A 25,473-nucleotide genomic window follows, 5' to 3' on the forward strand; every position below is an offset into this window, starting at 1 on the left:
GTCGCCGGCACCCGCCGGGTGGAACTCGAGATCGGCGGCGAACGCCAGCGCGTCGAGATCGAGCTGCCCGTCGACCATCCCGCGGCCCAGAAGAGCCGGGTAGCGTTCCGCCCGGGCCGCTGGAAGCTGTTTTTTTCCGACCAGGCAGGCAGCTCATTCGCGCCGGCGGAACAGAACCCTCGCCAAAACGAGAAGACGCTTCCCCCAGATATCAGGAAGCGGCGTATGGCTGACGCAGGCCCGCTGATTTGAATTGTCCGTATGGAGGTGAGGCGGTTGCGAGCCGCCAGCCCAATGCTGGTTTGCCCAAGCAACCTCGGTTCGATCTAGCGACATGCAAAACAAGACCTAAGCGGCTCGCATGAATCCGTTTCGGCGTGCCGCGCTTCAAACAAAACGAGTGAGCTTGTCGCCAGATTGTTCGGCCCGCCACGCATTGCTCTTACTCAGGGTCAAGGGGATCGCGCAGCTTCAGCACAGACGCAAGCTACGCTCGCAAGCATGCGGCAAACGCCGGCAGCTTCAGCTTCGGTGACCAGCCTTTGGCTGTGCGCCCGGCAGACATGCGGGACCGATCGGTTCGAAAGTCTTGTAGGTCAGGATGAATTCGCGGTGCCCGAGTTGTTCGGATTTCGTCGCATGGCCATTGGCGACAGCAAGAACCAGATTGAAGATTTCGTCGCCGACATCCGACAAGGTGGCGGCCCCTTCGAGGATACGTCCGGCATCGACGTCCATGTCGCCCGACAGGCGACGGTATGTTTCGGGATTGGCGCAGATCTTTATGACCGGTGCGACCGCCGACCCCGAGACCGAACCGCGGCCGGTGACGAAGAGCGTGAGGTGACAACCGGAAGCGATGAGCTCCACGATCTCGGCATTGTCCGAGATGTTGGGGAAGCCAAAACGCACGTCCCCGTCCGGCACGACATCCATCAGGTAGAGTCCGCCGCCAGGGGGAATGTCGCCCGGCTTGATGAGGCCCGAAATCGGCGACGAGCCCGATTTGGCATAGGCACCCATCGATTTCTCCTCGATGGTGGATAGGCCGCCATCGGCATTGCCCGGAGCGAAACTGCCATAGCCTAGCGTCGCGTAGTATTGCGCTGCCTTTGCCACGGAGGCGCGCAGCTCGACGCCGAGTTCAGGCGTCACGGCACGGCTCGCCATGATCTCTTCGCAGCCGATCAGCTCGCCGGTCTCCTCGAAAATACAGGCTGCTCCCGCACGGACCAGCCGATCGAAGGCAAGGCCGGCGGCGGGGTTGCCGGTCATGCCGCTGGTGCCGTCCGACCCGCCGCAGATCGTGCCGACAATAAGTTCACTCGCATCCATTGGCACTCTCGCGACCGCGCCCAGCTCTTGCAGGCGTTGCCCGACCCATTCGATGCCGTCGGAAATCGTCGACAAAGTACCGCCGTTTTCCTGGATCGTCAGCGTGGCCACCGGCCGTCCGCTTGCCTCGACGGTGCGGGCGAGCGAGAATTTGTTGAAGCTTTCGCATCCCAGTGACAGCAGCAGTACCGCGGCGACATTGGGATGCGTACACAGACGCTCCATCATCCGCTGCGCATAGGGATTGGGAAAGCAGCCTGGAAAGCCGATCAGATGCACGTCCCTGCCGCGGAAATGGGAGACAATTTCGCGACCGACATGATGCGCGCACTCTACCAGATAGGCCACGATCACAATGTTGCGGATGCCCTTGCGACCGTCCGGCCTGAGATAGCCGAGGATGGTGGACTGTTCGCCGGTCATGATCCGGTCTCCGCTATTACGTGCGTTTTGGTGTAGTCGCTCTTCAGATTGTGAATATGGACGTGCTCGCCGGGTCCGATCGACCGCGTCGCCGAGCCGATCGGGACGCCGTATTTGATGACCTTCATCCCCGGGGCGATCGGCAGCCGCGCCAGCTTGTGGCCGAGCTCCACGGCCTTGATCAGAATGCGCGACTCGCCGCCAACGATGATGGTCTCACCGGCTTCGATGCGCCGGCAGGCGACCAGCACATTGTCGTGATCGCAGAGCAGGAGCAGACGAGGATCGTCCATCGTCGGCTCACATGACGCCGAAGGTACGGAAGGCTTCGCAGGCGCTCATGCCGTCGCGGATCGCGGTTGCGACCTTGTTCTCTGTGCTGACCTTCTCGATCGCGCGCTCGATCGCTTCCTTTTCCGCCTCGCGCGGGATCACAAGCACGCCCTCGCGGTCGCCGAAGATCAGGTCGCCGGGCGTTACCAGGATGCCTTCGATCTCGATTGGGCAGCCATAGTCGATCACCTTGCCTCGCGGGCCCTGGTCCTGGGCATAGATGCCGCGCGAGAAGACCGAAAAGCCGAGCTTTTCGATTTCCCAGGAGTCGCGGATATAGCCGTTGAGGACGGCGCCGGCAGCCTTCAGCTTCTGGGCCCTGGTGGACATCAGCCCGCCCCACAGCGCGTAGCGGAAGGAGGAGCCGCTGGCGATGTAGACATCGTTCTCCGTCAGGCTGTCCAGCGCTTCCATCATGAGGCCGAACGGTTTGTTCGCGAGCGGACCGTGCGCATCCGGCGAACCGCCGGAAAACACGTCCGCCTCCAGCACCGGCATCGCGCGGCCGATGACTTTCATCTCCGGCTGCAACGGCACGATCCCGGCCGGCAGGAACTGCCGGCGGTGGCCCATTACATCGAGCACGTCGCCGACGACGGCCGTGAAGAGTTCCTTGCGGATGACTTCGAAGATCGCCTTGTCAGTATCGGTCGTCATCTGTTTTCTCCCTCGAAAAACTATGGTGTCAGAAGCCGTGCAGCGCGCCGCCGTCGACCACCAGTATATGGCCGGTCACATAGGCTGAGGCGCGTGAGGCGAGATAGGTCATGGCCCAGCCGATATCGGCGCCCTCGCCGAAACGACCCATGGGAATGCGGCTGTTGATCTTGCGCGCCCTTTCCGGATCGGCTGCGGTGGCCTGGCGTAGAAGCGCGGTGTCGATCCAGCCTGGTGCCACACCGTTGACGCGTATCCCGCTGGGCGCAAGTTCGGCCGCGAGCGCCCTCACCATGCCGACATAGGCGGCTTTCGCCGCCGAATAGCCGATCACGTTGGGAATGCCGAGGAAAGAGCTCATCGAGGCGGTGAAAAGAATGCTGCCCCTTGCTTCCGTCACCTGCGGCAGGAAGGCGCGCGAGAGGGCGAAGGCGCCGCCGACATGGACGTTCAGCACCGAATTGAAAGCCTCGACGCTCATCTCGCCGAGCGGCTTCTTGACCGTGTTGCCGGCATTGTTGACGAGGATCGAGACGCGTCCGGATTTTTTTGCCACCTCGCTGGCGAAACCCGTGGCACCGGCAGTGTCGGTCACGTCGAAGACATGGCTCGTGGCGGAAGGCCCCAGCGTCTCGCAGGCGGCAGCGAGCTTCGCGGCGTTGGTGCCGACGATCGTCACCTTGGCGCCGGCTTCGACGAAACAGGTGGCGATCGCAAGGCCGAGACCGCTTCCGCCGCCGGTCACCAGCGCATGCTGCCCCTCCAGCCCGAAGATATCCTTGATGCTCATGCGTCTTCCTTCGCTTCGATCCGGACGACGATCTTGGTGAAGCCTCCGGGGTTCTTGTCCCAGGCTTGCATGGCCGCACCGGCTTCCTCGATTGGCACGACGCGTGAGACGATGCGGTCGCCGGCGTCCCGATGTTGCTTCAGATAGCCGATAACATCGTGGAAATCGGCGATCTCGGAGCCGCGCGACCCGCGGATATCCATCTCCTTGAGCAGGAAGAACTTGGTGTCGTAAGCGATCTTGTTCTTGGCGTAGCCGACATAGACGACCCGGCCGCAGGACGCCACGAGATCGATCGCCTGCCGAAAGGTCGCATCCGCGCCGACCGCCTCGATGACGACCTGCGGACCGTCCCCACTGGTCAGTTCCAGGACATGCGCCAGGACATCTTCGCGCGACGCATCGATGGTGTCAGTGGCGCCGAGCACCTTGGCAACGGCGAGTTTGTCGGCGCTAAGGTCCACTGCGATCACGCGTGAGCCCCGCCTGACAGCGCCGAGCAAGGCGCCGAGCCCAATGACGCCGCAGCCAAGGATGACGACGGTTTCTCCAGCCGAAAGCTCGGAGCGGCGGACGGCATGGAAGCCGACGGCAAGCGGCTCGATCAGCGCGAGGTCCCGCTGGCGCATGCCCTCGACCGGAATGATCTTGCCCGCGGGAACGACGATGATCGAGGCCATCGCGCCCTCGCGCTGGACGCCCATCGTCCGGTTGTCCTTGCAGGCGTTCGGCCTGCCAAGGCGGCACGCATGGCACCTGCCGCAATTGAAATAGGGAAGAATAGTCACGGACTGGCCGACCGCAAGCGCGCTGACGCCGTCGCCGAGCGCCGAGATGGTGCCGGAGATTTCATGGCCCAGGACGCGCGGGTAGGAGATCAGCGGATTGAGGCCGCGAAACGACGTCAGGTCGGAACCGCAATACCCCACATACTCCATCCGCACCGCGACTTCGCCCGGGCCCGGTTTTGGTTCGGGCAATTCGACCAGCGAGATCTTGCCGGGTTCCTCGAGGCAGACAGCTTTCATCATGGCGCTCAGGCCTCACAGATCGTGCTGTTGTCGATGGCATCCCAGTCGATCTCGACCCCGAGGCCGGGGGCTGACGGCGGCGCGGCGTAGCCGTCCTTGATCGGCAGCGGCTGCTTGAGGCCGAAGGCGAAGTTCTCCATTGGATAGAGCACTTCGAAGAAGTCGCAGTTCTTGATCGCCGCGGCGCAATGCAGGTTGACGATCTCCATCGGGTGGAAGATGGCGGTATGGATCTCGCAATTGACGCCGAAGGCTTCGGCGAGGCGGGCCGTCTTCATGACGCCCGTGACGCCGCCCGTCCAGGAAACGTCTGCCCGGACGCGATCGACGACACGCGTCGAGATGCATTCGGCGATGCTGTAAGGGTGCTTCGCAAGGACTTCTGTCCCGACGAGCGGGATTTCGAGCGTGCGTGCGAGCTCCCGCAGCGAATGAACGTCCTCGTCGTATAAAGGCTCTTCCAGCCAGTAGAAGTCGAGCCTTTCCAGCTCGCGGCCGAAGCGGATCGACTGCTCGAGATTGAACATCGAGACCGGATCCGACATCAGCGTGAAATCCGGCCCGACGGCGGCGCGGACCTGGCGATGGACGTCGATATCGTAGTCGAGATCGAGACCGGGTGTATGGAGCTTGTAGGCCCGCAACCCTTCGGCCCTGGCGCGCAGCGCCTCTTTCACATAGTCCTGCGGCCCCGACAGGATCATCGAGCTGCCATAGACCGGCACGCGTTCGCGGAAGGCGCCGAGATATTTGTAGAGAGGCTGCCCGGCGGCGGTGGCCGACAGCAGCCAGAGGCAGGTGTCGAATGGTCCGTAGGCATAGATCGGCAAGTGGCCCCACCAGCGGTCGGCCACCCGGAAATCGTGCCATGCCTTTTCCCGGTCGAGCGGGTCACGGCCGATGAAGAACGGACGCAGCGTGTCGGCAATCAGCCTGCCGGCGCCCGCCGCCGAACGACCGGCGAACCCGAAGGCGGTTGCCTCGAGCCCGGTATCCGTCGCCATGGTGACGGTGAGAAATTCGAACTTCGCGAAATCCCCGGTTCGAAACGCGCTGGCGGCAAAATCGCCTGGTTTGCGCTGGCAGCAGCGCACCTTCACATCCGTGATTTTCATGGAAAAACCTTCGATAAACCGATCGCAGCGGCATGTGTGGATCCGGGGGAGTCCCGGATCCAGTCATTCTCAGAAGCGGGGCAGGTCGACTTGGACACCCATCCATTTTTTCTGCAGGGCCTGCAGCTCACCTGTAGACTGGAGCATGAAGAGCTCCGTGTTCAGCCAGTGCAGGAAGTCCGGGTCGTTGCGGCGCAGGCCTATGCCCATCGGCGCCTGCGCCACGACGAACTGCTTCTTGAGGTTGGGATCGTGCTCCTCGACGGCGCGGGCAAGCGCGCCGCTGGTCACGATGCCTTCGACTTGGCCTGCGAACAGCGCCTGGGATGTCGACGCGTCATCGTCATAGCGCTGGATCTGTGCGCCTTCGACGGCCTTTTTGGTCATGACGATGTCGTTCGTGCTGGCCCGCGTCACGCCGATCTTCCTGCCGGCCAGATCCTCGATCTTGGTGATCGGCTGGTCGGCGGGACCGACATAGACCTGCTGGTCGACATAGTACGTGTTGGTGAACGCGATGGCCTTGGCGCGCTCGGCCGTGATCGAGAACGAATAGATCACGATGTCGAGCTTGCCCGAAGTCAGGTTCGGGATGCGGTTGGCTGCCGTCGTGTCGACGATGTTGACCTTGACGCCGAGATCGCGGGCGATTGCCTTTGCTACGGACACGTCATAGCCGGCGGGCTGCATGCTGCTGTCCATCAGGCCATAAGGCGGCGTTCCAAGGCCCACGCCGACATTGATGGTGCCGCGCTGTACGATGGCGTCCAGCGTGCTCTCGGCCTTCGCGGGCAATATCATCGCCAGCATGGCGGCGAGCCCGACAGCAAGTCTCTTCAATAGCATGATACTTTCCTCCCTGGTGTGATGAACCGGATCTTCAGTTGGCTGCCTGGTGCAGGCGGCACTCCAGGCGGCGGCTGGCATGGGACAGTATGGAGCAGATGCCGAAGTAGATGGCCGCGACCGTCAGATAGACGGGCAGCGGCTGGAACGTGGCGCTGGAGACGATCTGTCCTGCTCTCGTCAGTTCGATGAAGCCGACGACCGAAGCAAGCGCGGTGTTCTTGACGACCTGAACGGAGAAGCCGACCGTCGGAGGAATGGCGACGCGAAGCGCCTGCGGGATGATGACGTCGGTCATCGTGTGCCGCCAGCCAAGCGCCAGCACGAACGACGCTTCCCATTGCCCCTTGTTGATCGACTGGATCGACCCGCGCCAGATCTCGCCGAGGAACGCGCTGCTGTAGAGCGTAAATCCAAGGCCGGCCGCGTAGATCGCCGGAAGGTCATAGCCGAGATTGGCGACGCCGAAATAGGCGATGAAGAGAATGACGAGCAGGGGCGTTCCCTGGATGACATAGATGTAGGCCTGTGCGATCCAGCGCAGCCAGGCGAAACGGGAGAGGCGCATGAGGGCGATAATCGATCCGCCGATGGCGCCGCCTGCAAGCGCAATTCCCGAGAGGGCGATCGTCCACGTCCCACATTGCAGCAGAAACCCGACATGATGGAGGTTGAATGTCTGGAACATCGTCATCGCCCTGCAAAGCGGAAGGAGAAGAGGGCGCGGTCAATCAGCGCGAAGACGCCTTTGAATGCAGCCGTCAGGACAAGGTAGATGGCCGCGACCACGAGATAGGCTTCCAGGCTTCTGAAGGTCAGGCCCTGCACGTCATTGGCGACGCCGGTCAGTTCCGGGACGGAGATGACGGAAACGACGCTGGAGGCCAGCATGATCAGGATGAACTGGCTGGTCAGTGCCGGGAAGATCGCTGAAATCGCCGGCAGCAGAACGACATAGCGGAAGGTGAGATACGGTGACATGCCAAGCGTGTGCGCCGCCTCCCGCTGTCCCTTGCCGATCGTCTGGATACCGGCACGGACGATCTCGGTGATATAGGCGCCCGCGTAGAGCGTCAGGGAGAGGATGGCCGCCGTCACTTCGGAAATGCGGATGCCGATCGAGGGCAGGCCGAAATAGACGATATAGATCTGCACCAGAAACGGCGTGTTGCGGATGATCTCCACATAGGCGGCCGCGATTGAGGAGAGGACTTTCGAGCTCGAAAGTCTCATCAGGGCGCCGACGATGCCGACGCACATGCCCAGAACCAGCGCGGCGGCCGACAGGCCGACGGTCAGCATGGCGGCGTGCACGAACAGGTCGCCGCGCGCGAATGTCCCGGAAAAATCTAGGTACTCCACACTCGTCCCCGGTCTTTAAACAAGGTTCGGTTCGATCGCTCGCGCAAGGACTTTCACCTGGCGCAAGGTGTTCTGCCGGCTTCTCTCGAGATGTCGCTGCAGCGCCGCGAGGATCTGGCTCTTCTTGCCGGCGATGATGGCATCGAGAATATTTTGGTGCTCCTCGACCGAGCGGCTGTAATCGCCTGGAATCGAGACGAAGACCGTATGCGTCTGGCCGACAATGCGGGAGTGGACCTCGGAGATCATCGGTATCCCCGCGGCGCCGACGAGCGAACTGTGGAAGGCCCGGTCATGGGAGAGCGCCTTCGCCAGATCGTCGAGCGACGACCCTTTGGCGAAGCGCCTGTGGTTTCCGAGGCTGTCCTGGAGCTTCGCCCGCAGCGCCTCATCGAGCCGTCCTGCGTCGAAGGCTGCTTCCACGGCCCCTTTCTCGAGCAGTGTTCTGGCCGCGTATAATTCCTCGACGGCTTCCTCGTTGAAGCTGCGGACCACCATGCCGCGCCGCGAGGAATTGACGAGAAGCCCGTCCGCCTCCAGCCGCAGGCAGGCTTCCTTGACAGGCGTGGGACTGATGCCCAGTTCCGCCGCCAATTCGTTTGGCAACAGGCGTTGCCCGCCTGCCAGCCTGCCGCCGACGATCCGCGACCGCAGCTCCTGGTAAGCCTGCTCGGCCAATGTTGTCTTGATCATGCTCATGGCCCAAGCATCGGTCAGGTTCCGGTTCGGTGCAACAGAAAAATTAAAAATAGAAAATTTTTTATTTTCTGATTTCGATCTTTCGGGTTACAAGTCAACCTCGCAACAAGGAGGAATTCATGGACGCCAACGGCAGCGCCTTTGTGAAACTGCGCGACGCGGTGAAGATGTTCGGCGGGTTTCAGGCGCTCGATCACGTCAGCCTTGAGGTGGCGAAGGGCGAAAAGATTGTCGTCTGCGGGCCGTCGGGCTCAGGCAAGTCGACCTTGATCCGCTGCATCAACGGCTTGGAAGACCTGCAGCAAGGCTCGGTGGAAATCGACGGCAAACCGCTGGTCGAGAAGTCCCACGGACGTATGGTTCCGCGCCGGGACATCGGCATGGTGTTCCAGCAGTTCAACCTCTTCCCGCATCTCAAGGTGATCGAGAACTGTACGCTGGCGCCCGTCCGCGTGCTCGGAAAATCCCGCAAGGACGCTTCGGAGAGAGCGCTGGAGATGTTGCACAAGGTACGGATCGCAGATCAGGCGGACAAGTATCCGTCCCAGCTTTCCGGCGGCCAGCAGCAGCGCGTCGCGATCGCCCGCGCGCTCTGCATGCAGCCCAAGATCATGCTCTTCGATGAACCGACCTCGGCTCTCGATCCGGAAATGGTCAAGGAAGTGCTAGACACCATGGTCTCGCTGGCATCCGAAGGCATGACGATGATCTGCGTGACGCACGAAATGGGTTTCGCCAGCCAGGTGGCCGATCGGGTCGTCTTCATGGACAAGGGCCGGATACTCGAGGAGGCCACGCCGAAGGAGTTCTTCGCAGCCCCGAAGCATCAGCGTGCACGCGAATTCCTCTCGCAGCTCCTTCATTGACAAATTCATATCCGCCAAGGGTCATAGATGAAAATCGCCTCCGTCCGCCCGTTTATTCTCCATCTTCCACTCACCTCGGACTCCATTTCGGACTCGACCCACAGCATCACCCATTGGGGTGTCGTGGGTACGAAGATCGTCACCACGGACGGGCTGGAAGGTTATGGCTTCACCGGCACGCATGCCCATCTGGCCGCCGACCGGCTGATAACGTCCTGCATCGGCGAGTGTTACGCGCCGCTTCTGGTAGGCGAAGACGCCTCGGATCATCAGCGTCTATGGACCAGGCTTGCGCGCCATCCTTCGCTTCAATGGGTCGGTCGGGCCGGCATCACGCATCTGGCGCTGGCCGCAATCGATATCGCGTTGTGGGATATGAAGGCGAAACGGGCGGGCCTGCCGCTGTGGAGTTATCTCGGCGGCGCGCGCACCGATGCCCTGGAGGCCTACAATACCGATATCGGCTGGATTTCGTTCGATCTGGACACGTTGCTGCGCGGCTCCGCGAAAGCCGTCGAGGAGGATGGATTCACACGCATCAAGATCAAGGTCGGCCATGACGACCCAAATGTCGACGTCGAGCGCCTGGCGGCTGTGCGCAAACGTGTCGGACCAAGGATCCGGATCGCAATCGACGGCAACGGCAAGTGGGATCTTCCGACCTGCCAGCGGTTCTGCGCGCTGGCGCGCGACCTCGATATCTACTGGTTCGAGGAGCCGCTCTGGTATGACGATGTCGCCAGCCACGCCACGCTCGCGCGCAATACATCGATCCCGATCGCGCTCGGCGAGCAGCTCTACACGATCGACGCGTTCCGCTCCTTTGTCGATGCAGGAGCCGTCGCCTACGTCCAGCCGGACGTCACGCGGCTCGGAGGAATAACCGAATACATCCAGGTCGCGGACCTGGCACTGGCGCATCGGCTTCCCGTCGTTCCGCATGCAGGGGAGATGAGCCAGGTGCATGTGCATCTGAGCTACTGGCATCCTGCATCGACGATCCTCGAATACATCCCCTGGATCAAGGATCACTTCGAGGAGCCGATCCGCGTCGAAGGCGGCATCTACAAACGGCCCGAACGGGCCGGTGCGAGCACGACCGTCCTGGCCGAAAGCTTTGCCCGCTACGGCAAAAGCCTGGGCTAGGGCATTCCAGGAAAAGCGCCCGCGGCATCGGGGCGGCGCTATTCCTTCACCGCGCCGGTCATCGAGGAGACATAGTGCTCGACGAAGAACGAATAAAGCACGACGACCGGCAGGGATCCGATCAGCGCGCCCGCCATCAGGGCACCCCACTCATAGACGTCGGAGCGGACGAGTTCGGTGAGCACCCCGACCGGCACGGTCTTGTTTTCGGACGACTGGATGAACGTCAAGGCATAGATGAACTCGTTCCATGACAGGGTGAATGCGAATATGCCCGCCGAGATCAGGCCTGGCACCGACAGGGGCAGCACGATCTTGCTCAGGATCTGCCAGCGGCTTGCCCCGTCTATGAGCGCGCATTCTTCCAGTTCAAAGGGGATGGAGCGGAAGTAACCCATCAGCAGCCAGGTGCAGAAGGGGATCAGGAAGGTCGGGTAGGTGAGGATGAGCGCGAAGGGTGTGTCGTAAAGCCCGAGGTTGAACACCATCACCGACAAGGGGATGAACAGTATCGAGGGCGGCACGAGATAGGCGAGGAACACCGCGAGGCCGACCTGCCGTGCCCCGGAGAACCGCAGCCGCTCGATCGCATAGGCCGCGAAAACCGACGCCACCAGCGACAGGAAAGTGGCGGCGGTCGAAATGATGATCGTGTTGAGCAGCCAGCCCGGATAGGACGTCTCGAAGAGAAGATAGCGGATGTGCTCCAATGTCGGATGCACGACCCAGAGCGGGTTGAAATTGGCATAGTCGGTCATTTCGACATTGGGCTTAACCGCTGTGATCGTCATCCAGTAGAACGGGAATAAGAGCACGATGACGAACACGAGCAGGGGGAGATAGACCGTCACCACACGGCGCGGCACGCTCTGCAAATAGCCCATGCCGCCTTCATCGAGCTGCGGCTGTTTTGTCTTCCTGGTCGCAGCCATGTCAGTCTCCGCCCCCCTGCTGCCATTTACGGCGTTGCAAGCCGAAATAACTGAACAGGATTGCGGCAAGGAGGAATGGGATCATGGCGACCGCGATCGCAGCGCCCTCGCCGAGCTGGCCGCCCGAAATGCCGCGCTGGAACGACAGCGTCGCCATCAGATGGGTGGCATTTACCGGTCCGCCGCGGGTCAGCACATAGATCAGCTGGAAATCCGTGAAGGTGAACAGCACCGAGAACGTCATCGTGATCGCGATGATAGGGGTGAGCAGCGGCAGCGTCACATGGCGAAACAATTGCCAGCGGCTGGCGCCGTCGAGCGTGGCGGCCTCGTAAAGCGATTGGGGGATTGTCTGCAAGCCGGCAAGCAGCGTGATGGCTACGAAAGGGATGCCGCGCCAGACATTGGCCGCGATCACCGAAGCACGCGCGTTCTCCGGATCGCCGAGGAAATTGATGCGATGGTCGATCAGGCCCATCTGCTGGAGCGCCCAGGACAGGATCGAGAACTGCGAATCGTAAATCCACCAGAAGGCGATTGCCGAGAGCACCGTCGGCACCACCCACGGCAGCAGGACAATCGCGCGGAAGAACGATTTGAAGGGAAGGTTCTGATTGAGGATAAGCGCCAGCCAAAGGCCGAGCGCGAATTTCAGGATCGAGGCGCTGACGGTGTAGAGCAGGGTATTGAAGACGGAGAGCCAGAAAACGGCGTCGCTCCACAGATATTCATAGTTCTCGATGCCGATGAAGATGCCGGGACGGCCGATGCGGGCATCGGTGAAGCCGAGCCAGACGCCGAGCCCAAGCGGATAGGTCAGGAAGACAAGCAGCAATGCCGCCGCCGGCAGCATGAAGCCGAAGCCAAGCGCGTTCCTGCTCTCGGCCAGGCGCGACAGCATCGAGGAACGCGGCTGAGCGGCGACGGACGGCACGGCCATGGGGCGGGCTCCCTGCAAGGGTCTCGTTGATCGGCCTGGCGGCCGCCCTGCGCTTCCGGAGGGTCGGATAGCGCGGGGCAGAGCCGCCAGGCTCAGCTGGCATGGATCAAACGCGATAATACCGGTTTGCGCGCTTTTCCGCCTCTTCCATTGCCTCCTGGGGCGTGGCCTGTCCCGTGACGGCCTTGGCGAACATGTCGACCAGGACATAGTCGGCCATGGTCGCCGCCGAGGCATAGCCGAGCGGCCCGGCATAGCCGTTGGGCCGCAGCGTCGCCGAAGCCTTGGCGTAAGCGGCATTGTTCGGATCGGCTGTCCACACCGGATTGTTGTCGAACGCCTTGAGCGTCTGGCAGCAGTAGCCCGCCGAGGAGGTGATCCAGTCCGGCATTTGCGGGTCCTCGAACATGAATTGCAGATAGGCTTTGGCCGCGTTGGGGTAGGGCGTGTAGTCGAAGATGACGGCTGTGGTCACCTGGAATAGTTCGACGGATTTGCCGACAGGACCGATCGGCAGGTTGGTGGTGCGTATGTCTTTGGCCATTTCCGCCAGCTTCGGATCATTGTCCTTGTTGATCTTGGCCGTGTTGTAGGCGGAAATGCCATTGGCGATCACACTGAGTTCGCCGGCCAGGAAGGCGCGATTGTTGTTGACGTCGAGCCAGCTTTCGGTGCCTGGAATAAAAGTCTTGTAGAGTTCCTGCGCGTATTCGATCGCCTTGAGGGTCTCGGGGCTGTTGATCGTCACCTTGCCGCTCTCGTCGACCATCTGGCCGCCATGGCTCCACAGCAGCCAGTGCGCGTAGTTGTTGCCGTCGCCGACACCATGGCCGTGCGTGAAGCCGGCCGGATGCCCCTTCGCCTGCAGGGCCTTGCAAAGTTCGAGGAAGCCTTTCGTGTCCTTGGGGAACTCCGAAAAGCCGGCCTCTTTCACCCAGCTTTCCCGATAGACGATGGCATTTCCGATGGTGGCGAGCGGCAGGCCGATGAATTTGCCTTCCCGGGTCGCATATTGCTTTGGTCCGTCGTGCCAGCCGCCATATTTCGAGCCCAGATACTCGCCCAGTTCCGTCACGTCGTGCAGCTTGTCGGGATACTGATGCGGGTCGTCGAACCAGACGAACATCAGATCCGGACCTGAACCGACATTGGCGGCGACCGCTGCCTTGGGGCGAATGTCTTCCCAGCTTTCCTTGTCGACACGTACCTCCACGCCCGTCGCTTCGGTGAACCGCTTGGTGTTTTTCAGCCACTGGTCCTCGTCGCCCTGCACGAAAGGCGACCAGCGCAGCAGCCTGAGCTTCGCACCGTCCTCCGGCTTGTACTTCAGCCCCTCCTGGGCGAATGCCGGGGAGCCGGCGAAGCGGCTTCCCAAAACGCCGGCAGCAGCGCCGGCCGTCGTGCGGATCACGTCACGTCTGGTGAATTTCATGCTCGTTCCTCCTGTTTGTTTCTCTTGCCCTTTGGTCTCTACAGCTTGCTGCGCGTTTGAAGCCGCTGCCCGGTTTCGCCGTGGAAGAGATGAATGAGCCCGGGTTCGGCGGTGAGCCGGATGGTTTCGCCCGGCGTGAAGGAATGACGTTCCCGAAAGTTGGCCACGATCTCTTCACCGCCGGCTGTCCGGCCGATGAGCTGTACCTCCGACCCGGTCGGCTCGATCACCGCGATGGTGACCGCAATGCCCTGATCGGACAGCCGCAAATGCTCGGGCCGTATGCCCAGCACCACCGGCTCGCCGCCTTTGACGGACGATGCTGCGTCCAACGGCACGGAAATTCCGCCCGCGCCCCGAAAGGACGGCGACCCGTTCGTCGCGATTTCGCCCCGCAGCAAATTCATGGCGGGCGAGCCGATGAAACTGGCGACGAAGAGATTGTCCGGCCTGTCGTAGAGTTCCAGCGGCGGCCCGATCTGCTCGACGATGCCGTCATGCATGACCACGATCTTGTCCGCCATGGTCATGGCTTCGATCTGGTCGTGGGTAACATAGACCGTCGTGGTTTTCAGGCGCTGGTGCAGTTCCTTGATCTCGGCGCGCATCTGCACCCTGAGCTTGGCGTCAAGATTGGACAGCGGCTCGTCGAACAAGAAAACCGCCGGATCGCGCACGATCGCCCGCCCCATGGCAACTCGCTGGCGCTGTCCGCCGGAAAGCTGGCGGGGATAGCGCGCCAACAGCGGCACGAGCCCCAGAATCTCCGCAGCGCGCTGGACGCCGGCGCCGCTCTCAGCCTTCGAAACGCCCTTCAGCATGAGCGAAAACGCCATGTTCTCGGCGACGGTCATATGCGGGTACAGCGCATAGTTCTGGAAGACCATGGCGACGTCGCGTTCCTTCGGCGCAACGTTGTTGACGACACGCTCGCCAATCGCGATCTGGCCCCGCGAAATCTTTTCCAGGCCCGCGATCATCCTGAGCAGGGTTGATTTTCCGCAACCCGACGGCCCGACCAGCGTGACGAATTCGCCGTCGTCGATGTTCACGCTGACGCCGTGCAGAACCTCGACGGTCCCGAATGATTTGTAAACCTCGCTAATCGCGACAGACGCCATCGATCCTCCTCCCGAACGATTCCCGCGACGTCTCTTCGAAGGAACCGCTGACCTCTCCCGGCGACGGCCCTCCAACCTTCATGTGGTCACGCGATACGGAGACGGTAGCGCTACCAAACCTGCCTGTAAAGCAGGCGCTTCGATAAACATCCAGGCTGCATTCCCGGTTGCTCACTGGACTGCCCACCACATGGCTGGAGACAGCAGGGAGATCGGCCACGGGATGAATATCAACCACTTGCACCGTCCGCCGGCCTGGGCAGCCGCGCATGGAATTCGCCGACGATGCCGCGCCGGAAGACGAGCACGCAGATCATGAATATCAGGCCGGTGGCGATGGTCACCGGAAAGCCGGAGGTGGCGAGTGTGTTTTCAAGGCCGACGACGAAGCCGGCGCCGACGACCGGCCCGACCATGGTACCGATGCCGCCAAGCAGCGACATCAGGATCACCTCGCCCGACATCTGCCATGTCACGTCGGTGAGCGTCGCGAACTGGAACACGATTGCCTTGACCGCGCCGGCAAGCCCGGCTAGCGCGGCCGACATCACGAAAGCGGCGAGTTTATACCTGGCGACGGAATAGCCGAGCGAAATGGCGCGGTTCTCGTTCTCGCGGATCGAGCGCAGGATCATGCCGAAGGGCGAGTTGACGATCCGCCAGATGGCGAAGACGCCGATCAGGAAGATGGCCAGCACGACATAGTACATGTTGACCGTGGCGTTCAAATCGATGATGCCGAAGAGGTTGCCGCGCGGAACGCCCTGGATGCCATCCTCGCCTTGCGTGAACGGTGCCTGCACGCAGAAGAAGAAGAACATCTGCGCCAGCGCCAGCGTGATCATGGCGAAATAGATGCCTTGCCGGCGGATGGCGAAGAAGCCCATGACGAGACCGAGCAGCGCCGCCCCGGCGGTACCCAGCAGAATGCCTGCCTCCGGCGGCCAGCCCCATACCTTGACGGCATGCGCGCAGAAATAGGCTGCGCCGCCGAAGAAGGTCGCGTGGCCGAAGGACAACAGGCCGGTGTAGCCGAGCAACAGGTTGAAGGCGCAGGCAAACAGCGCAAAGCACAGCATCTTCATGAGGAAGAACGGGTAGACGAAGAACGGCGCGGCGATGAGCGCCAACACCGCCAGCGCCACCAGGGCCCGTTCCAGCCGCACGGAGGCCGCGGCGCGCTTTTCGTGAAGCGTCAGCTCGCTCATCTCACGCGTCCCTTCCGAACAGGCCGGCCGGCCGCAGCAGAAGCACGATCGCCATGATGACGAAGACGACAAGGTTCGACGCCTCGGGATAGAACACCTTGGTCAGGCCCTCGGCAAGGCCGAGCATGTAGCCGGTGACGATGGCGCCCAGGATCGAGCCCATGCCGCCGACCACGACGACGGCGAAGACGACGATGATCAGATCCGACCCCATCAGCGGACTGACCTGGTAGACGGGAGCCGCCAGGATCCCGGCAAGACCGGCAAGTGCCGCACCCAGTCCGTAGGTGAGTGTCAAAAGCAGTGGCACGTTGACGCCGAAAGCCTGGACCAGTTCTGGATTTTCGGTCGCGGCGCGCAGATAGGAACCAAGCCTGGTCTTCTCGATCAAAAGCCATGTGCCCAGGCAGACGAGAAGCGATGCCAGCACCACCCAGCCGCGATAGTTGGGCAGGAACATGAAGCCGAGATTGGTGCCGCCCGCAAGCAGCGCCGGCACGGCATAGGGATTTCCCGAGACGCCATAATAATAGCGAAAGACGCCCTCGATGACCAAGGCCAGGCCGAAGGTGAAGAGCAGGCCGTAGAGAGGGTCGAGCTGGTAGAGCCGCGAGAGCGCTGCACGCTCGACCACAATGCCGAACAGCCCGACGGCGAGCGGCACCAGGATCAGCGCCGGCCAATAGCCGATGCCGAGATGGACAAGCAGCAGATAACCGATGAAGGCGCCCAGCATGTAGAGCGCGCCGTGGGCGAAATTGATGATGCGCAGCAGGCCGAAGATGACGGCGAGGCCAAGGCTCAGCATCGCATAGAAGGAACCGTTGATCAGCCCGACCAGCAACTGCCCGAGAAAGGCCTGGATGGGGATGCCGAAGATCATCGTCATGGCGCGATCATACTCCGAGCACCTCGTGAAGTTGAGCGTCGTGGGCGGCCAGTTCGCCGACCGGAAACCCGCTCAGCACCTTGCCGTGCTCCATCAGGTAGAAGCGGTCGGCAATGCGGGCGGCGAAACGGAAATTCTGCTCCACGAGCAGGATCGTCATGCCGCGCTTTTTCAACGTCGCAAGCAATTCGCCGATGCGCTGGACGATGACCGGCGCCAGGCCTTCGGTCGGCTCGTCGAGGAGCAGCATCCGGACACCCGTCCTCAGGATGCGGGCGATCGCCAGCATCTGCTGCTCGCCGCCGGATAGCCTGGTGCCCGGGCTGTTGCGGCGCTCCTTCAGGTTGGGAAAGAGCTCGAAGATCTCCTCGACGCTCATGCCGCCCTTGGCCACCACCGGCGGCAGGATCAGGTTCTCGTCGACTGTCAGCGTGGCGAAAATGCCGCGCTCCTCGGGAACGAAACCGATGCCTTGGTGGGCGACACGGTGCAAGGGCAGGCCGATCAAGTCGTTGCCGTTGAAGACGACACTGCCGGTGCGCTTGCGGATCAGCCCCATGATGGCGCGCAGCGTCGTGGTCTTGCCGACGCCGTTGCGGCCAAGCAGCGTCACGGTTTCGCCGCGGAACACATCGAGGTCGACGCCGTGCAGCGCGTGGCCCTCGCCGTACCAGGCATGGAGATCGCGCACGGCAAGCAGCGGCTCACTCATGCTCGGTTCCCATATAGGCTATCCGGACGCGTTCATCCTGGCTGACCGTCGGATAGTCGCCCGCGGCGAGCACCTTGCCGCGCTGCATCACGGTGATCCAGTCGCAAAGATCGGCAACGACGGTCAGATTGTGCTCCACCATGAGCACGGCCCGATCGCGGGCCAAGGCGCGGATGATCCCGGAGATCATGCTGACATCCTCGTGCCCCATGCCGGCCATCGGCTCGTCGAGCAGCAGCACCTTTGGATCGAGCGCCAGCGTGGTGGCGATCTCGAGCACGCGCTTGCGGCCATAGGAGAGATCGCCGGCGAGCCGGTGCGCCGCGTCGTCGAGGCCGACCGTGCCGAGAAGCTCGCGCGCCCGCGGCGTCAGTTGGTCGAGCGCCGAAAGCGGGCGCCAGAACTGGAAGCCCAGCCCGCATGGCCGCTGCAGCGCAACGCGCACATTGTCGAGCACGCTCAGATGCGGAAAGATCGCCGATATCTGGAACGAGCGCACGAGGCCCATCCGCGCCACTCTGGCCGGCGGTGTCCGGGTAATGTCGGTGCCGAGCAGTTCAATCGTGCCGCTGGTCGGCTGCAGGAACTTGGTCAAAAGATTGAAGATCGTGGTCTTGCCGGCGCCGTTGGGTCCGATCAAGGCGTGAATCCTGCCGTGATGAACGTCGAGATCGACATCCTTCACCGCAACGAACCCGGCGAAGTCGCGCCTGAGGCCGCGGGCGGAAAGCACCACCCGCGGCACGGCTCCATCGCCGTCAGGCCTGACGGCCGCGGCGGTTGCCGTCGTCACTTGCTGACGAGCGGGCAGCCGCTATCCGTGGCCTTCATGAAGGCCTGGTCGCCCGGAATGGTTGCAAGATAGGTGTAGTAGTCCCAATCCTTCTTGCTCTCCTCAGGCTTCTTGACCTGATAGAGGTACATGTCGTGCACCATGGAGCCGTCGGCCTGCACCTTGCCGTTGGCGGTAAAGACGTCATTGACCGGCATCGAATGCATTTCCTTGGCCACCGCTTCGGTTTCGTCGGTGCCGGCCTTGTCGATGGCCTTGAGATACTGCGACACCGCCGAATACGTCCCGGCCTGGATCATGTTCGGCATCCTGCCGGTGCGTTTGAAGAAGCGGTTGGCGAACTCGCGGCTCTTGTCGTCGCGATCCCAGTAAAAGCCTTCGGTCAGCACGACGCCCTGGGCCGCCTGCAAGCCAAGGCCATGCACTTCGGCCAGCGTGAACAGAAGTGCCGCGAGCCGCTGGCCGCCAGCGACGATGCCGAATTCGGCCGCCTGCTTGATCGAGTTGGAAGTGTCGAGACCGGCATTGGCAAGGCCAACGATCTTGGCGCCGGAGGATTGCGCCTGCAGCAGGAAGGATGAGTAGTCGGTCGAGCCGAGCGGATAGCGCACTTCACCAAGCACCTTGCCGCCGCGATCCTTGACGAGCTTGGCGGTCTGCTCCTCGAGCGAATAGCCGAAGGCGTAGTCGACGGTGATGAAATACCAGCTGTCGCCGCCTTGCTGCACCAGGGCACCGCCTGTGCCGACGGCCTGGGAATGGGTGTCGTAGGCCCAATGGAAACCATAGGGCGAGCACTGCTTGCCGGTCAGGTCGGTCGCAGCCGCGCCGGTGACGATGTCGATCTTCTTCTTTTCCTTGGAAAGTCCCTGCACGGCGAGCGCCACCGAGGAGGTGGTCAGTTCCATTATGGCATCGACCTGCTCGGTGTCGTACCACTGGCGCGCTATGTTGGAGGCGATGTCCGGCTTGTTCTGGTGGTCGGCACTGATGACCTCGATAGGCGCATTCTGGACCTTGCCGCCGAAATCCTCGACAGCCATCTTGGCCGCCTCGACGGACCATTTGCCGCCGAAATCGGCATAGACACCCGACTGGTCGTTGAGGATGCCGATCTTGACCTTGCCGTCGGAAATTTCGGCTGCCGCCGCTGGCATCGCGGTCCCCACAAGCAGCGCGGCTGAGATGAGATAGGATGCTTTCACTGGTATTTCCTCCCTTGTGGCCACTGTCGAAAACGCCCATTGCGGCCCTGCGACGGCTTCGAGTGCACCGTCTGGTCCCGCGTGAAGAATACGTCCTGTGCTCGCCACAGTTCCAAAGTGCCCGGACACATGGTCACAAGCGCACATTCGGAATGCACAGAGATTCGTAACATCGACATGGAACGTCGAGAACCACTATTTTCGTATCAGGCGCACCGGTAGCGGTGTGCGCTGCTGGCTAGGACTTGTCGCGCGCTATCAGCACGATCTTTGCCGGATCGAAATCGACCGCGACGACGCTGCCTTCCGGCAGGGCGGGTGTGACGACCGGCGACGTCGCAAACAGCTCGACCGCCGGATCGTTTATCGCGACGCGGTATTCCATGTGGTCGCCGAGATAAGAACTCTTGACCACGCGCCCTCTCATCCCGCCGGCTGCCGGCTGGCCGGCGACGAGGCGCACGGCATTCGGCCGGACGGCCAGCACCGCCGGCCCCGCCGCGATGCCGCGATGCCGCATGTCGAGCCGCAGCGGCCCGACCTTCACCTCCGCATTCGTTTTGTTGCTGGCGAGAACCTCGACGTCGAGCAGGTTGGCGTCGCCCATGAAGTCGGCGATGAAAGGGTTCGTGGGTTCGTTGTAGAGGTCGCGCGGGGTCCCGTCCTGGGCGACGCGGGCCGCGTTCATGACGATGATGCGATCGGACACGGCGAGCGCCTCCTCCTGGTCATGCGTCACATAGACCACGGTCAGCGCGAGATCCTGCTGCAGACCGCGGATTTCATCGCGCACGCGCCGGCGCAGCTTGGCATCGAGATTGGACAGCGGCTCGTCGAACAAAAGCACCTTCGGCTCCAGCACGATGGCGCGCGCCACGGCCACGCGCTGCTGCTGGCCGCCCGAAAGTTCGCTCGGCTGGCGCTTCTCGTAGCCGGACAGGCCGACCTGTGCCAGCTTCTCGGCGGCGCGCCCTGCGGCCTCAACCTTGCCGAGCCCCGTCGCCCGCAGGCCGTAGCTGACATTTTCCATGACGTTCATGTGCGGGAACAGCGCATAGGACTGGAAGACCATGCTGACGTCGCGCTCTGCGGCTGACAGCAAGGTAACGTCCTTGCCGTCGATGGCGATGCGCCCGTGGCTTGCGTGCTCCAGCCCGGCAATCAGCCTGAGCGTCGTCGTCTTGCCGCAGCCGGAGGGTCCCAGCAGCGTCACCAGGCTGGCCGGTGCGATGTCGAAGCTGACATTGTCGACGGCAGTGACGGCGCCGTATTTCTTGGTGACGCCCTCGAAACGCACTGCCGGTCTGTCCACCACGCCGGGGGCAGCGTTCTTCGCCGTTTGATCCATACGCTTCTCCCGATCAGATTGGTGCCACGACGGCTTGCGCTTCGGCCCGGCGCCGGCCAAGCCGGCGTTCCCCGACCAGCAGCTGGATGCCGATCAGAATGATCATCATGACGACGATAAGCACCGCCGAATAGACGATGGCGATGCCGTATTCGCCGACATCGGCTCGCCCGACAATATAGACGGTGGCGAGATTGAAGCGGCCGGTCGCCAGGAAGATGACGGCGCTGACCGCTGTGACCGCACGCACGAAACTGTAGATCATCGCGGTCACGATAGCCGGCTTCAGGATCGGCAGGATCACCCGCCGCAAGGTGGCGAAGGAACGCGCCCCCAGTGTCAGCGATGCCTCGTCCAGGCTCTTGTCTATCTGCCCCAGATTGGCGAGGCCGGCGCGGATCGCCACCGGCATGTTGCGGAAGATGAACGAGATGACGATGATCAGTCCGGTGCCGGTCAGTTGCACCGGCGGCACGTTGAAGGCGAGGATATAGCTGACGCCGACGACCGTGCCGGGAATAGCAAAGCTCATCATGGCGAGGAATTCGAACATCGTGCGCCCGGCGAAATGCTGCCGGTCGAGCAGATAGGCGGTCAGGATGCCGAGCGCGGCGGTGAACGGCATCGCCACCAGCGCAAGGCCGATGGTCATCAGCAGCGACGGCCAGGCCGACCCGCTCAGGAACCAGCCATTGACGCCTTTCTCGACGGAGAAAGCGGTGAGGAAATATTCGAGCGTCGGCGTGTTGTCGCGGCCGATCGATTGCACGAAGCCGCCGCCCAGGATGATGCCATAGACCACGACGGTCAGAAGCAGCCAGGGAACGACGGCGGCGTAGCAGCCGATGCGCAAGCCCTTGGGCAGCGTGGCCGGCACACCGCCATCGCCCTTGCCCGCGACGGTGACGTAGCTGCGGCTGCCGATCCAGCGGCGCTGGATGACGAAAGCGGCGAGCGTGAATCCCAGAAGCACGATCGCCAGCACCGCCGCACGGCCTTGATCATGCGCAGCGCCCACCACCGCAAAGAAGATGTCCGTCGACAGCACGTTGAAGTTGCCGCCCAGCACCAGCGGGTTGGCAAAGTCGGCCATGCTCTCGATGAACGAGATCAGGAAGGCGCTGGCCAGCCCCGGGCGGATCAGCGGCCAGGTGATTGTGCTGAAAGTGCGCCAACGGCTGGCGCGCAAGGTCTGCGAGGCCTCCTCCATGCTCGGGCTGACGCCCTGCAGCACGCCGGCCAGGACCAGGAAAGCGATCGGCGTGAAGGCCAGCACTTGCGCGATGGTGATGCCGGCCATGCCGTAGATCCAGCGGCTGCGCGGAATACCGAGATGTTCGGACAAAAGATTGGTGACGATGCCGGCCCGGCCGAACAACAGGATCAGCGCCAGGCCGATGACGAAAGGGGGCGTGATGATCGGCAGGATGGAGAGGCCGCGCAGCAGCCATTTGGCAGGCAGCCTGGTGCGCAACGCAATCAGCGCCAGCGCCAGGCCTAGCGCCGTGCAGAAGAATCCGACCAGCACCGCGATCGCCACCGTATTCCACGCCACGCCGCAGGAACCGTCGCCGTAGAGGCAGCGCAGGCTCCAGATGTTGGCACTGAACAGCTTTTCGGCAAACAGAGCCGGCACGATATTGCCGTCATTGTCCTCGATGGCGGAAGCGAGGATCGACAACAGCGGATAAGCCACGAACAGGATCAGCGAAGCGATCACGATCAGCAGCGAGCCGACGACAAAACGGTCGCCCTTGCACCAGCCACGCGCGGCCAGCGCCTCGGCGATGAACATCAGCATCGCCAGCGCGTACAGCACCGCACCCCAGCCGAGCCCCGGCTGCACCGGTCCCGGCGTACTGGCCAGATGCCCGAGCCAGGCAAATCCCCAACCCGAATGGATGATGGAAAAACCCTCGACCGCCAGCCAGGCGAGGCCGGCTGCGCCCGCCACCGCCAGGGCGGGGAGGTTCCGGCGCGCGACGAGCCAGCTTGCCAGAAGAAGTGGCAGGATTAAGGGAAGCAGCCACAGCCGGCCGTTCAGCGACAGCAGGATGGCTGGTGCCGCCTCCGCCGGACGCGCCAGCCAGTCAAAGGAAAGCAAGCCGCCTTCGACTTTGTACCATGGCAGCACAATGAAGCTCGCCCATGCCAGCGCCAGCCATCCGGCGGCACTGCGCCCCGGGAGGTCATTGGCCATGGGATAGGGCGAAGCCCGTGCCATTCGACATCTTCCTTCGGTATGGTCGGGGTTGCGCCGGCTGCCCCGCAGGCAGCCGGCGGATCGGCCGTACGGACCAGATCAGCCGCCGTTGCGGACCTCATCGGTGAACTTCTTCAACAGCCGCTTGCGCTCCGCTGACGATCCGTATTTGGCGAAGTCGTAGTCGATCAGCTTGATCTTGCTGAGGTCCGGCGCCTCGGGCGGCACCGGGGTGCCGGTGTTCGACGGGATCTGGTAGCTGCCGTTCGGAGCCGCCAGTTTCTGCGCGTCTGGCGTCAGCGCCCAGTCGTAGAATTTCCGCGCCTCGTCGATGTGCTTGGCCCCGGCAACAATGCTCATCGACCCGATCTCGAAACCGGTGCCTTCACAGGGCGAGACCACCTTGACGGCCGGGTTCTGCTTGGCGGCGTTGATGACGTCGTGCTGGAAGGAAATGCCGACCAGCGTCTCGCCCTTGCCCACGGCGAGCGCGGGTGCGGCGCCCGCCTTGGTGTATTCGGCGATGTTCTTGTTGAGCTGCTTGAGATAGTCGAAAGCCTTGTCCTCGCCCATCAGTTGCACGATTGTCGCCAGCATCGTCCAGGCGGTACCCGAGGAATTGGGGTCGGCCATCTCGATCTCGCCCTGGAAATCGGGCTTGACCAGATCCGCCCAGCAGGCCGGCGCCGTCAGGCCGCGCTGTTTCAGGTCTTCCTCGTTGTAGCCGTAGCCAAGCGCGCCGAGATAGATGCCGACGGTGCGGTTCTTGGCGCGTTCAGCCTGCCTCAAAGCCCAGTCGCGCAGGTTCGCCAGCTGCGGCGACTTGTATTCCTGGGTGAGACCTTCTTCCGCCGCCTGAAGATGCGGGTCGCCGGTGCCGCCCCACCAGATGTCGGCTTGCGGATTGTCCTTCTCGGCCCGCAGGCGCGCATAGATCTCGCCGGCGCTCATGCGGGTCATGTCGACGCTGACGCCGGTTTCCTTCTGGTAGGTCGTGGCCATGGCCCGGCACCAGGCTTCGTCGACGCCGCAATACATCACGAGGTTGCGATCCGCCGCATGGGCGCCGCCGGCCAGACCGAAAATGGCCAGCACCGCAAGGCCAAGCCACGTCCTGCCTTGTCTGCGATCAAATGGACCTTTCATCGATATTCCTCCCTTTCATGCTCTCTGGAATTGGTTATTCGTCGTCGAGCGGCACTCCGATCACCTGGGACAATCTCGCCGCCACACCCGGCGCCGCAGCAAGCACCGGATTGCCCTTCGCCATGCCGTCGCCGTCGAGAAAGCGGTTGACGCGCCCGCCGGCTTCCTCGACCAGCAGCAATCCGGCCAGGCAGTCCCATGCATTGATATGAAGCTCGGCATAGGCATCCGAGCGGCCGTCGGCCACATAGGCAAGGCCCAGCGCCCCCGAACCGGAGCGGCGCACATTGGCGCCCAGCGACCAGACCAGGGCCACCTTGTCCAGATAGTCGCGGTTGGGAATCCGCGGCGACCAGCCGAACTCCACGGAGGCGCGGTCGAAGGCCTGGGTGCGCGAAACATGGATCGCCGCGCCGTTGCGCGTCGCACCGTGCCCGCGGCGGGCAAAATAGACCTCCCCGATCGCCGGATTGGCGATCCCGCCGATCTCGCTGCGGCCGTTCTGAACGAAGGCGATCGAAACGCAGAAATGCGGAATGCCGCGCATGAAATTCGCCGTACCGTCGATCGGGTCGACGACCCACATGCGATCAGAGCCGCCGCTGCCGCCGGTTTCCTCGCCCAAAAACCCGTCCTCGGGAAAGGCCGCGGCCAACGTCGTACGGATGTGATGCTCGACCTTGCCGTCAGTCTCGGTCAGGAAATCCTGCGGCCCCTTCATCTCCACAGGCTGCGCGCCGTCGATTTGGCTGTAGCCCTGCATCGCCATGTTTCCCGACGACAAGAGCAGTTGCCGGCAAACATCGGCACGCCTGTCGAGTTCGGCTTCGGACATCCGGCTCGCGTTAGGCTGCACCGCCACGCTGTTCATGCTGTCCGTCCAGGCAATGGCAGTTCCGATGCGGTCCGCGAAGAAATGGGCAAGGTAGCCTCCGGCGCCG

At 62.8% G+C, this 25,473-nt stretch carries 26 protein-coding genes; 3 read left to right on the forward strand and 23 right to left on the reverse strand.

Features of this window, described 5'->3' with window-relative positions; all coding sequences use genetic code 11:
- Nucleotides 1-252 (forward strand): TOBE-like domain-containing protein (locus FJ973_RS31505; protein ID WP_348642405.1); only part of this gene is annotated, 252 nt, incomplete at its 5' end.
- Nucleotides 253-522: 270 nt separating this feature from the next.
- Here the strand turns inward: FJ973_RS31505 and FJ973_RS27975 are convergent.
- The 10 genes from FJ973_RS27975 to FJ973_RS28020 form a co-directional block, all read right to left on the reverse strand.
- Entirely contained in the window at nt 523-1,758 is a 1,236-nt protein-coding gene (locus tag FJ973_RS27975) for a UxaA family hydrolase (protein WP_140498422.1), read from the reverse strand.
- Nucleotides 1,755-2,051, reverse strand: a complete 297-nt coding sequence (locus FJ973_RS27980) for a UxaA family hydrolase (RefSeq protein WP_140498421.1) — start codon at nt 2,049-2,051, stop codon at nt 1,755-1,757. Before FJ973_RS27980 ends, FJ973_RS27975 begins: the two co-directional genes overlap by 4 nt.
- Nucleotides 2,052-2,058: 7 nt before the next feature.
- Nucleotides 2,059-2,748: an RraA family protein gene (locus FJ973_RS27985; protein ID WP_140498420.1), complete on the reverse strand. Its 690-nt coding sequence runs from the start codon at nt 2,746-2,748 to the stop codon at nt 2,059-2,061.
- 28 nt (nt 2,749-2,776) lie between these two features.
- The gene (locus FJ973_RS27990; protein ID WP_140498419.1) at nt 2,777-3,538 is read right to left on the reverse strand and encodes an SDR family oxidoreductase; all 762 of its coding nucleotides are present in this window, start codon (nt 3,536-3,538) and stop codon (nt 2,777-2,779) included.
- Nucleotides 3,535-4,569, reverse strand: coding sequence for a zinc-binding alcohol dehydrogenase family protein (locus FJ973_RS27995; protein WP_140498418.1), 1,035 nt, complete (start codon nt 4,567-4,569; stop codon nt 3,535-3,537). The genes FJ973_RS27990 and FJ973_RS27995 overlap by 4 nt, the downstream gene beginning before the upstream one ends.
- Before the next feature lie 5 nt (nt 4,570-4,574).
- Entirely contained in the window at nt 4,575-5,684 is a 1,110-nt protein-coding gene (locus FJ973_RS28000) for an enolase C-terminal domain-like protein (protein ID WP_140558634.1), read from the reverse strand.
- Nucleotides 5,685-5,753: 69 nt separating this feature from the next.
- Nucleotides 5,754-6,530, reverse strand: coding sequence for a transporter substrate-binding domain-containing protein (locus FJ973_RS28005; RefSeq protein ID WP_181170970.1), 777 nt, complete (start codon nt 6,528-6,530; stop codon nt 5,754-5,756).
- A 34-nt stretch (nt 6,531-6,564) separates the two neighbouring features.
- Nucleotides 6,565-7,218: an amino acid ABC transporter permease gene (locus FJ973_RS28010; RefSeq protein WP_140558637.1), complete on the reverse strand. Its 654-nt coding sequence runs from the start codon at nt 7,216-7,218 to the stop codon at nt 6,565-6,567.
- A 2-nt stretch (nt 7,219-7,220) separates the two neighbouring features.
- Nucleotides 7,221-7,892 carry an amino acid ABC transporter permease gene (locus tag FJ973_RS28015; protein WP_140558639.1) on the reverse strand — a complete coding sequence of 224 codons (672 nt, stop codon included), beginning with the start codon at nt 7,890-7,892 and terminating at the stop codon, nt 7,221-7,223.
- A 15-nt stretch (nt 7,893-7,907) separates the two neighbouring features.
- Nucleotides 7,908-8,591 carry a GntR family transcriptional regulator gene (locus FJ973_RS28020; RefSeq protein WP_140514984.1) on the reverse strand — a complete coding sequence of 228 codons (684 nt, stop codon included), beginning with the start codon at nt 8,589-8,591 and terminating at the stop codon, nt 7,908-7,910.
- Between the two features lie 119 nt (nt 8,592-8,710).
- Here FJ973_RS28020 and FJ973_RS28025 point away from each other — a divergent pair, with 119 nt between their 5' ends.
- Both FJ973_RS28025 and FJ973_RS28030 read left to right on the forward strand, forming a co-directional pair.
- On the forward strand, nt 8,711-9,457 hold the full coding sequence (locus FJ973_RS28025) for an amino acid ABC transporter ATP-binding protein (protein WP_140498412.1): 747 nt from the start codon (nt 8,711-8,713) through the stop codon (nt 9,455-9,457).
- A gap of 27 nt (nt 9,458-9,484) precedes the next feature.
- Complete coding sequence (locus tag FJ973_RS28030; RefSeq protein ID WP_140498411.1) at nt 9,485-10,603, forward strand: mandelate racemase/muconate lactonizing enzyme family protein; 1,119 nt, start codon at nt 9,485-9,487, stop codon at nt 10,601-10,603.
- Nucleotides 10,604-10,641: 38 nt separating this feature from the next.
- Here the strand turns inward: FJ973_RS28030 and FJ973_RS28035 are convergent, their stop codons facing one another.
- From FJ973_RS28035 to FJ973_RS28095, 13 genes are all read right to left on the reverse strand, one after another.
- On the reverse strand, nt 10,642-11,535 hold the full coding sequence (locus tag FJ973_RS28035) for a carbohydrate ABC transporter permease (RefSeq protein WP_140498410.1): 894 nt from the start codon (nt 11,533-11,535) through the stop codon (nt 10,642-10,644).
- A 1-nt stretch (nt 11,536) separates the two neighbouring features.
- Nucleotides 11,537-12,475 (reverse strand): sugar ABC transporter permease, encoded by a 939-nt coding sequence (locus FJ973_RS28040; protein WP_140498409.1) that lies wholly within the window; start codon nt 12,473-12,475, stop codon nt 11,537-11,539.
- Nucleotides 12,476-12,581: 106 nt separating this feature from the next.
- A complete protein-coding gene (locus FJ973_RS28045) occupies nt 12,582-13,907 on the reverse strand; it encodes an ABC transporter substrate-binding protein (protein ID WP_140498408.1) in 1,326 nt (441 codons plus the stop codon).
- 38 nt (nt 13,908-13,945) lie between these two features.
- Nucleotides 13,946-15,028 carry a sn-glycerol-3-phosphate ABC transporter ATP-binding protein UgpC gene (gene ugpC, locus FJ973_RS28050; protein ID WP_140514990.1) on the reverse strand — a complete coding sequence of 361 codons (1,083 nt, stop codon included), beginning with the start codon at nt 15,026-15,028 and terminating at the stop codon, nt 13,946-13,948.
- Between the two features lie 230 nt (nt 15,029-15,258).
- The gene (locus tag FJ973_RS28055) at nt 15,259-16,236 is read right to left on the reverse strand and encodes a branched-chain amino acid ABC transporter permease (RefSeq protein WP_140558641.1); all 978 of its coding nucleotides are present in this window, start codon (nt 16,234-16,236) and stop codon (nt 15,259-15,261) included.
- Nucleotide 16,237: 1 nt separating this feature from the next.
- A complete protein-coding gene (locus tag FJ973_RS28060) occupies nt 16,238-17,125 on the reverse strand; it encodes a branched-chain amino acid ABC transporter permease (RefSeq protein ID WP_140498405.1) in 888 nt (295 codons plus the stop codon).
- 7 nt (nt 17,126-17,132) lie between these two features.
- The gene (locus FJ973_RS28065) at nt 17,133-17,837 is read right to left on the reverse strand and encodes an ABC transporter ATP-binding protein (RefSeq protein ID WP_140552372.1); all 705 of its coding nucleotides are present in this window, start codon (nt 17,835-17,837) and stop codon (nt 17,133-17,135) included.
- Nucleotides 17,830-18,630, reverse strand: a complete 801-nt coding sequence (locus FJ973_RS28070; protein ID WP_181170971.1) for an ABC transporter ATP-binding protein — start codon at nt 18,628-18,630, stop codon at nt 17,830-17,832. The genes FJ973_RS28065 and FJ973_RS28070 overlap by 8 nt, the downstream gene beginning before the upstream one ends.
- Nucleotides 18,627-19,835: an ABC transporter substrate-binding protein gene (locus tag FJ973_RS28075; RefSeq protein ID WP_140514995.1), complete on the reverse strand. Its 1,209-nt coding sequence runs from the start codon at nt 19,833-19,835 to the stop codon at nt 18,627-18,629. Before FJ973_RS28075 ends, FJ973_RS28070 begins: the two co-directional genes overlap by 4 nt.
- A gap of 238 nt (nt 19,836-20,073) precedes the next feature.
- Nucleotides 20,074-21,183 carry an ABC transporter ATP-binding protein gene (locus FJ973_RS28080; protein WP_140558642.1) on the reverse strand — a complete coding sequence of 370 codons (1,110 nt, stop codon included), beginning with the start codon at nt 21,181-21,183 and terminating at the stop codon, nt 20,074-20,076.
- Nucleotides 21,184-21,196: 13 nt separating this feature from the next.
- Nucleotides 21,197-23,407, reverse strand: a complete 2,211-nt coding sequence (locus tag FJ973_RS28085) for an iron ABC transporter permease (RefSeq protein ID WP_224646887.1) — start codon at nt 23,405-23,407, stop codon at nt 21,197-21,199.
- Nucleotides 23,408-23,485: 78 nt separating this feature from the next.
- Nucleotides 23,486-24,532, reverse strand: a complete 1,047-nt coding sequence (locus FJ973_RS28090; protein ID WP_140498400.1) for an ABC transporter substrate-binding protein — start codon at nt 24,530-24,532, stop codon at nt 23,486-23,488.
- Between the two features lie 34 nt (nt 24,533-24,566).
- On the reverse strand, nt 24,567-25,403 hold the full coding sequence (locus FJ973_RS28095) for an inositol monophosphatase family protein (protein ID WP_140558682.1): 837 nt from the start codon (nt 25,401-25,403) through the stop codon (nt 24,567-24,569).
- Between the last annotated feature and the right edge of the window lie 70 nt (nt 25,404-25,473).

The sequence above is a fragment of the Mesorhizobium sp. B2-1-3 genome (genome assembly GCF_006442495.1).
Classification (GTDB): Bacteria; Pseudomonadota; Alphaproteobacteria; order Rhizobiales; family Rhizobiaceae; genus Mesorhizobium.

Coding starts and splice junctions, on each gene's coding strand:
- FJ973_RS27975 (WP_140498422.1), bottom strand. CDS start 1,758: ATGACCGGCGAACAGTCCACCATCCTCGGCTATCTCAGGCCGGACGGT.
- FJ973_RS27980 (WP_140498421.1), bottom strand. CDS start 2,051: ATGGACGATCCTCGTCTGCTCCTGCTCTGCGATCACGACAATGTGCTG.
- FJ973_RS27985 (WP_140498420.1), bottom strand. CDS start 2,748: ATGACGACCGATACTGACAAGGCGATCTTCGAAGTCATCCGCAAGGAA.
- FJ973_RS27990 (WP_140498419.1), bottom strand. CDS start 3,538: ATGAGCATCAAGGATATCTTCGGGCTGGAGGGGCAGCATGCGCTGGTG.
- FJ973_RS27995 (WP_140498418.1), bottom strand. CDS start 4,569: ATGATGAAAGCTGTCTGCCTCGAGGAACCCGGCAAGATCTCGCTGGTC.
- FJ973_RS28000 (WP_140558634.1), bottom strand. CDS start 5,684: ATGAAAATCACGGATGTGAAGGTGCGCTGCTGCCAGCGCAAACCAGGC.
- FJ973_RS28005 (WP_181170970.1), bottom strand. CDS start 6,530: ATGCTATTGAAGAGACTTGCTGTCGGGCTCGCCGCCATGCTGGCGATG.
- FJ973_RS28010 (WP_140558637.1), bottom strand. CDS start 7,218: ATGTTCCAGACATTCAACCTCCATCATGTCGGGTTTCTGCTGCAATGT.
- FJ973_RS28020 (WP_140514984.1), bottom strand. CDS start 8,591: ATGAGCATGATCAAGACAACATTGGCCGAGCAGGCTTACCAGGAGCTG.
- FJ973_RS28025 (WP_140498412.1), top strand. CDS start 8,711: ATGGACGCCAACGGCAGCGCCTTTGTGAAACTGCGCGACGCGGTGAAG.
- FJ973_RS28030 (WP_140498411.1), top strand. CDS start 9,485: ATGAAAATCGCCTCCGTCCGCCCGTTTATTCTCCATCTTCCACTCACC.
- FJ973_RS28035 (WP_140498410.1), bottom strand. CDS start 11,535: ATGGCTGCGACCAGGAAGACAAAACAGCCGCAGCTCGATGAAGGCGGC.
- FJ973_RS28040 (WP_140498409.1), bottom strand. CDS start 12,475: ATGGCCGTGCCGTCCGTCGCCGCTCAGCCGCGTTCCTCGATGCTGTCG.
- FJ973_RS28045 (WP_140498408.1), bottom strand. CDS start 13,907: ATGAAATTCACCAGACGTGACGTGATCCGCACGACGGCCGGCGCTGCT.
- ugpC (WP_140514990.1), bottom strand. CDS start 15,028: ATGGCGTCTGTCGCGATTAGCGAGGTTTACAAATCATTCGGGACCGTC.
- FJ973_RS28055 (WP_140558641.1), bottom strand. CDS start 16,236: ATGAGCGAGCTGACGCTTCACGAAAAGCGCGCCGCGGCCTCCGTGCGG.
- FJ973_RS28060 (WP_140498405.1), bottom strand. CDS start 17,125: ATGACGATGATCTTCGGCATCCCCATCCAGGCCTTTCTCGGGCAGTTG.
- FJ973_RS28065 (WP_140552372.1), bottom strand. CDS start 17,837: ATGAGTGAGCCGCTGCTTGCCGTGCGCGATCTCCATGCCTGGTACGGC.
- FJ973_RS28080 (WP_140558642.1), bottom strand. CDS start 21,183: ATGGATCAAACGGCGAAGAACGCTGCCCCCGGCGTGGTGGACAGACCG.
- FJ973_RS28085 (WP_224646887.1), bottom strand. CDS start 23,407: ATGGCACGGGCTTCGCCCTATCCCATGGCCAATGACCTCCCGGGGCGC.
- FJ973_RS28090 (WP_140498400.1), bottom strand. CDS start 24,532: ATGAAAGGTCCATTTGATCGCAGACAAGGCAGGACGTGGCTTGGCCTT.
- FJ973_RS28095 (WP_140558682.1), bottom strand. CDS start 25,403: ATGAACAGCGTGGCGGTGCAGCCTAACGCGAGCCGGATGTCCGAAGCC.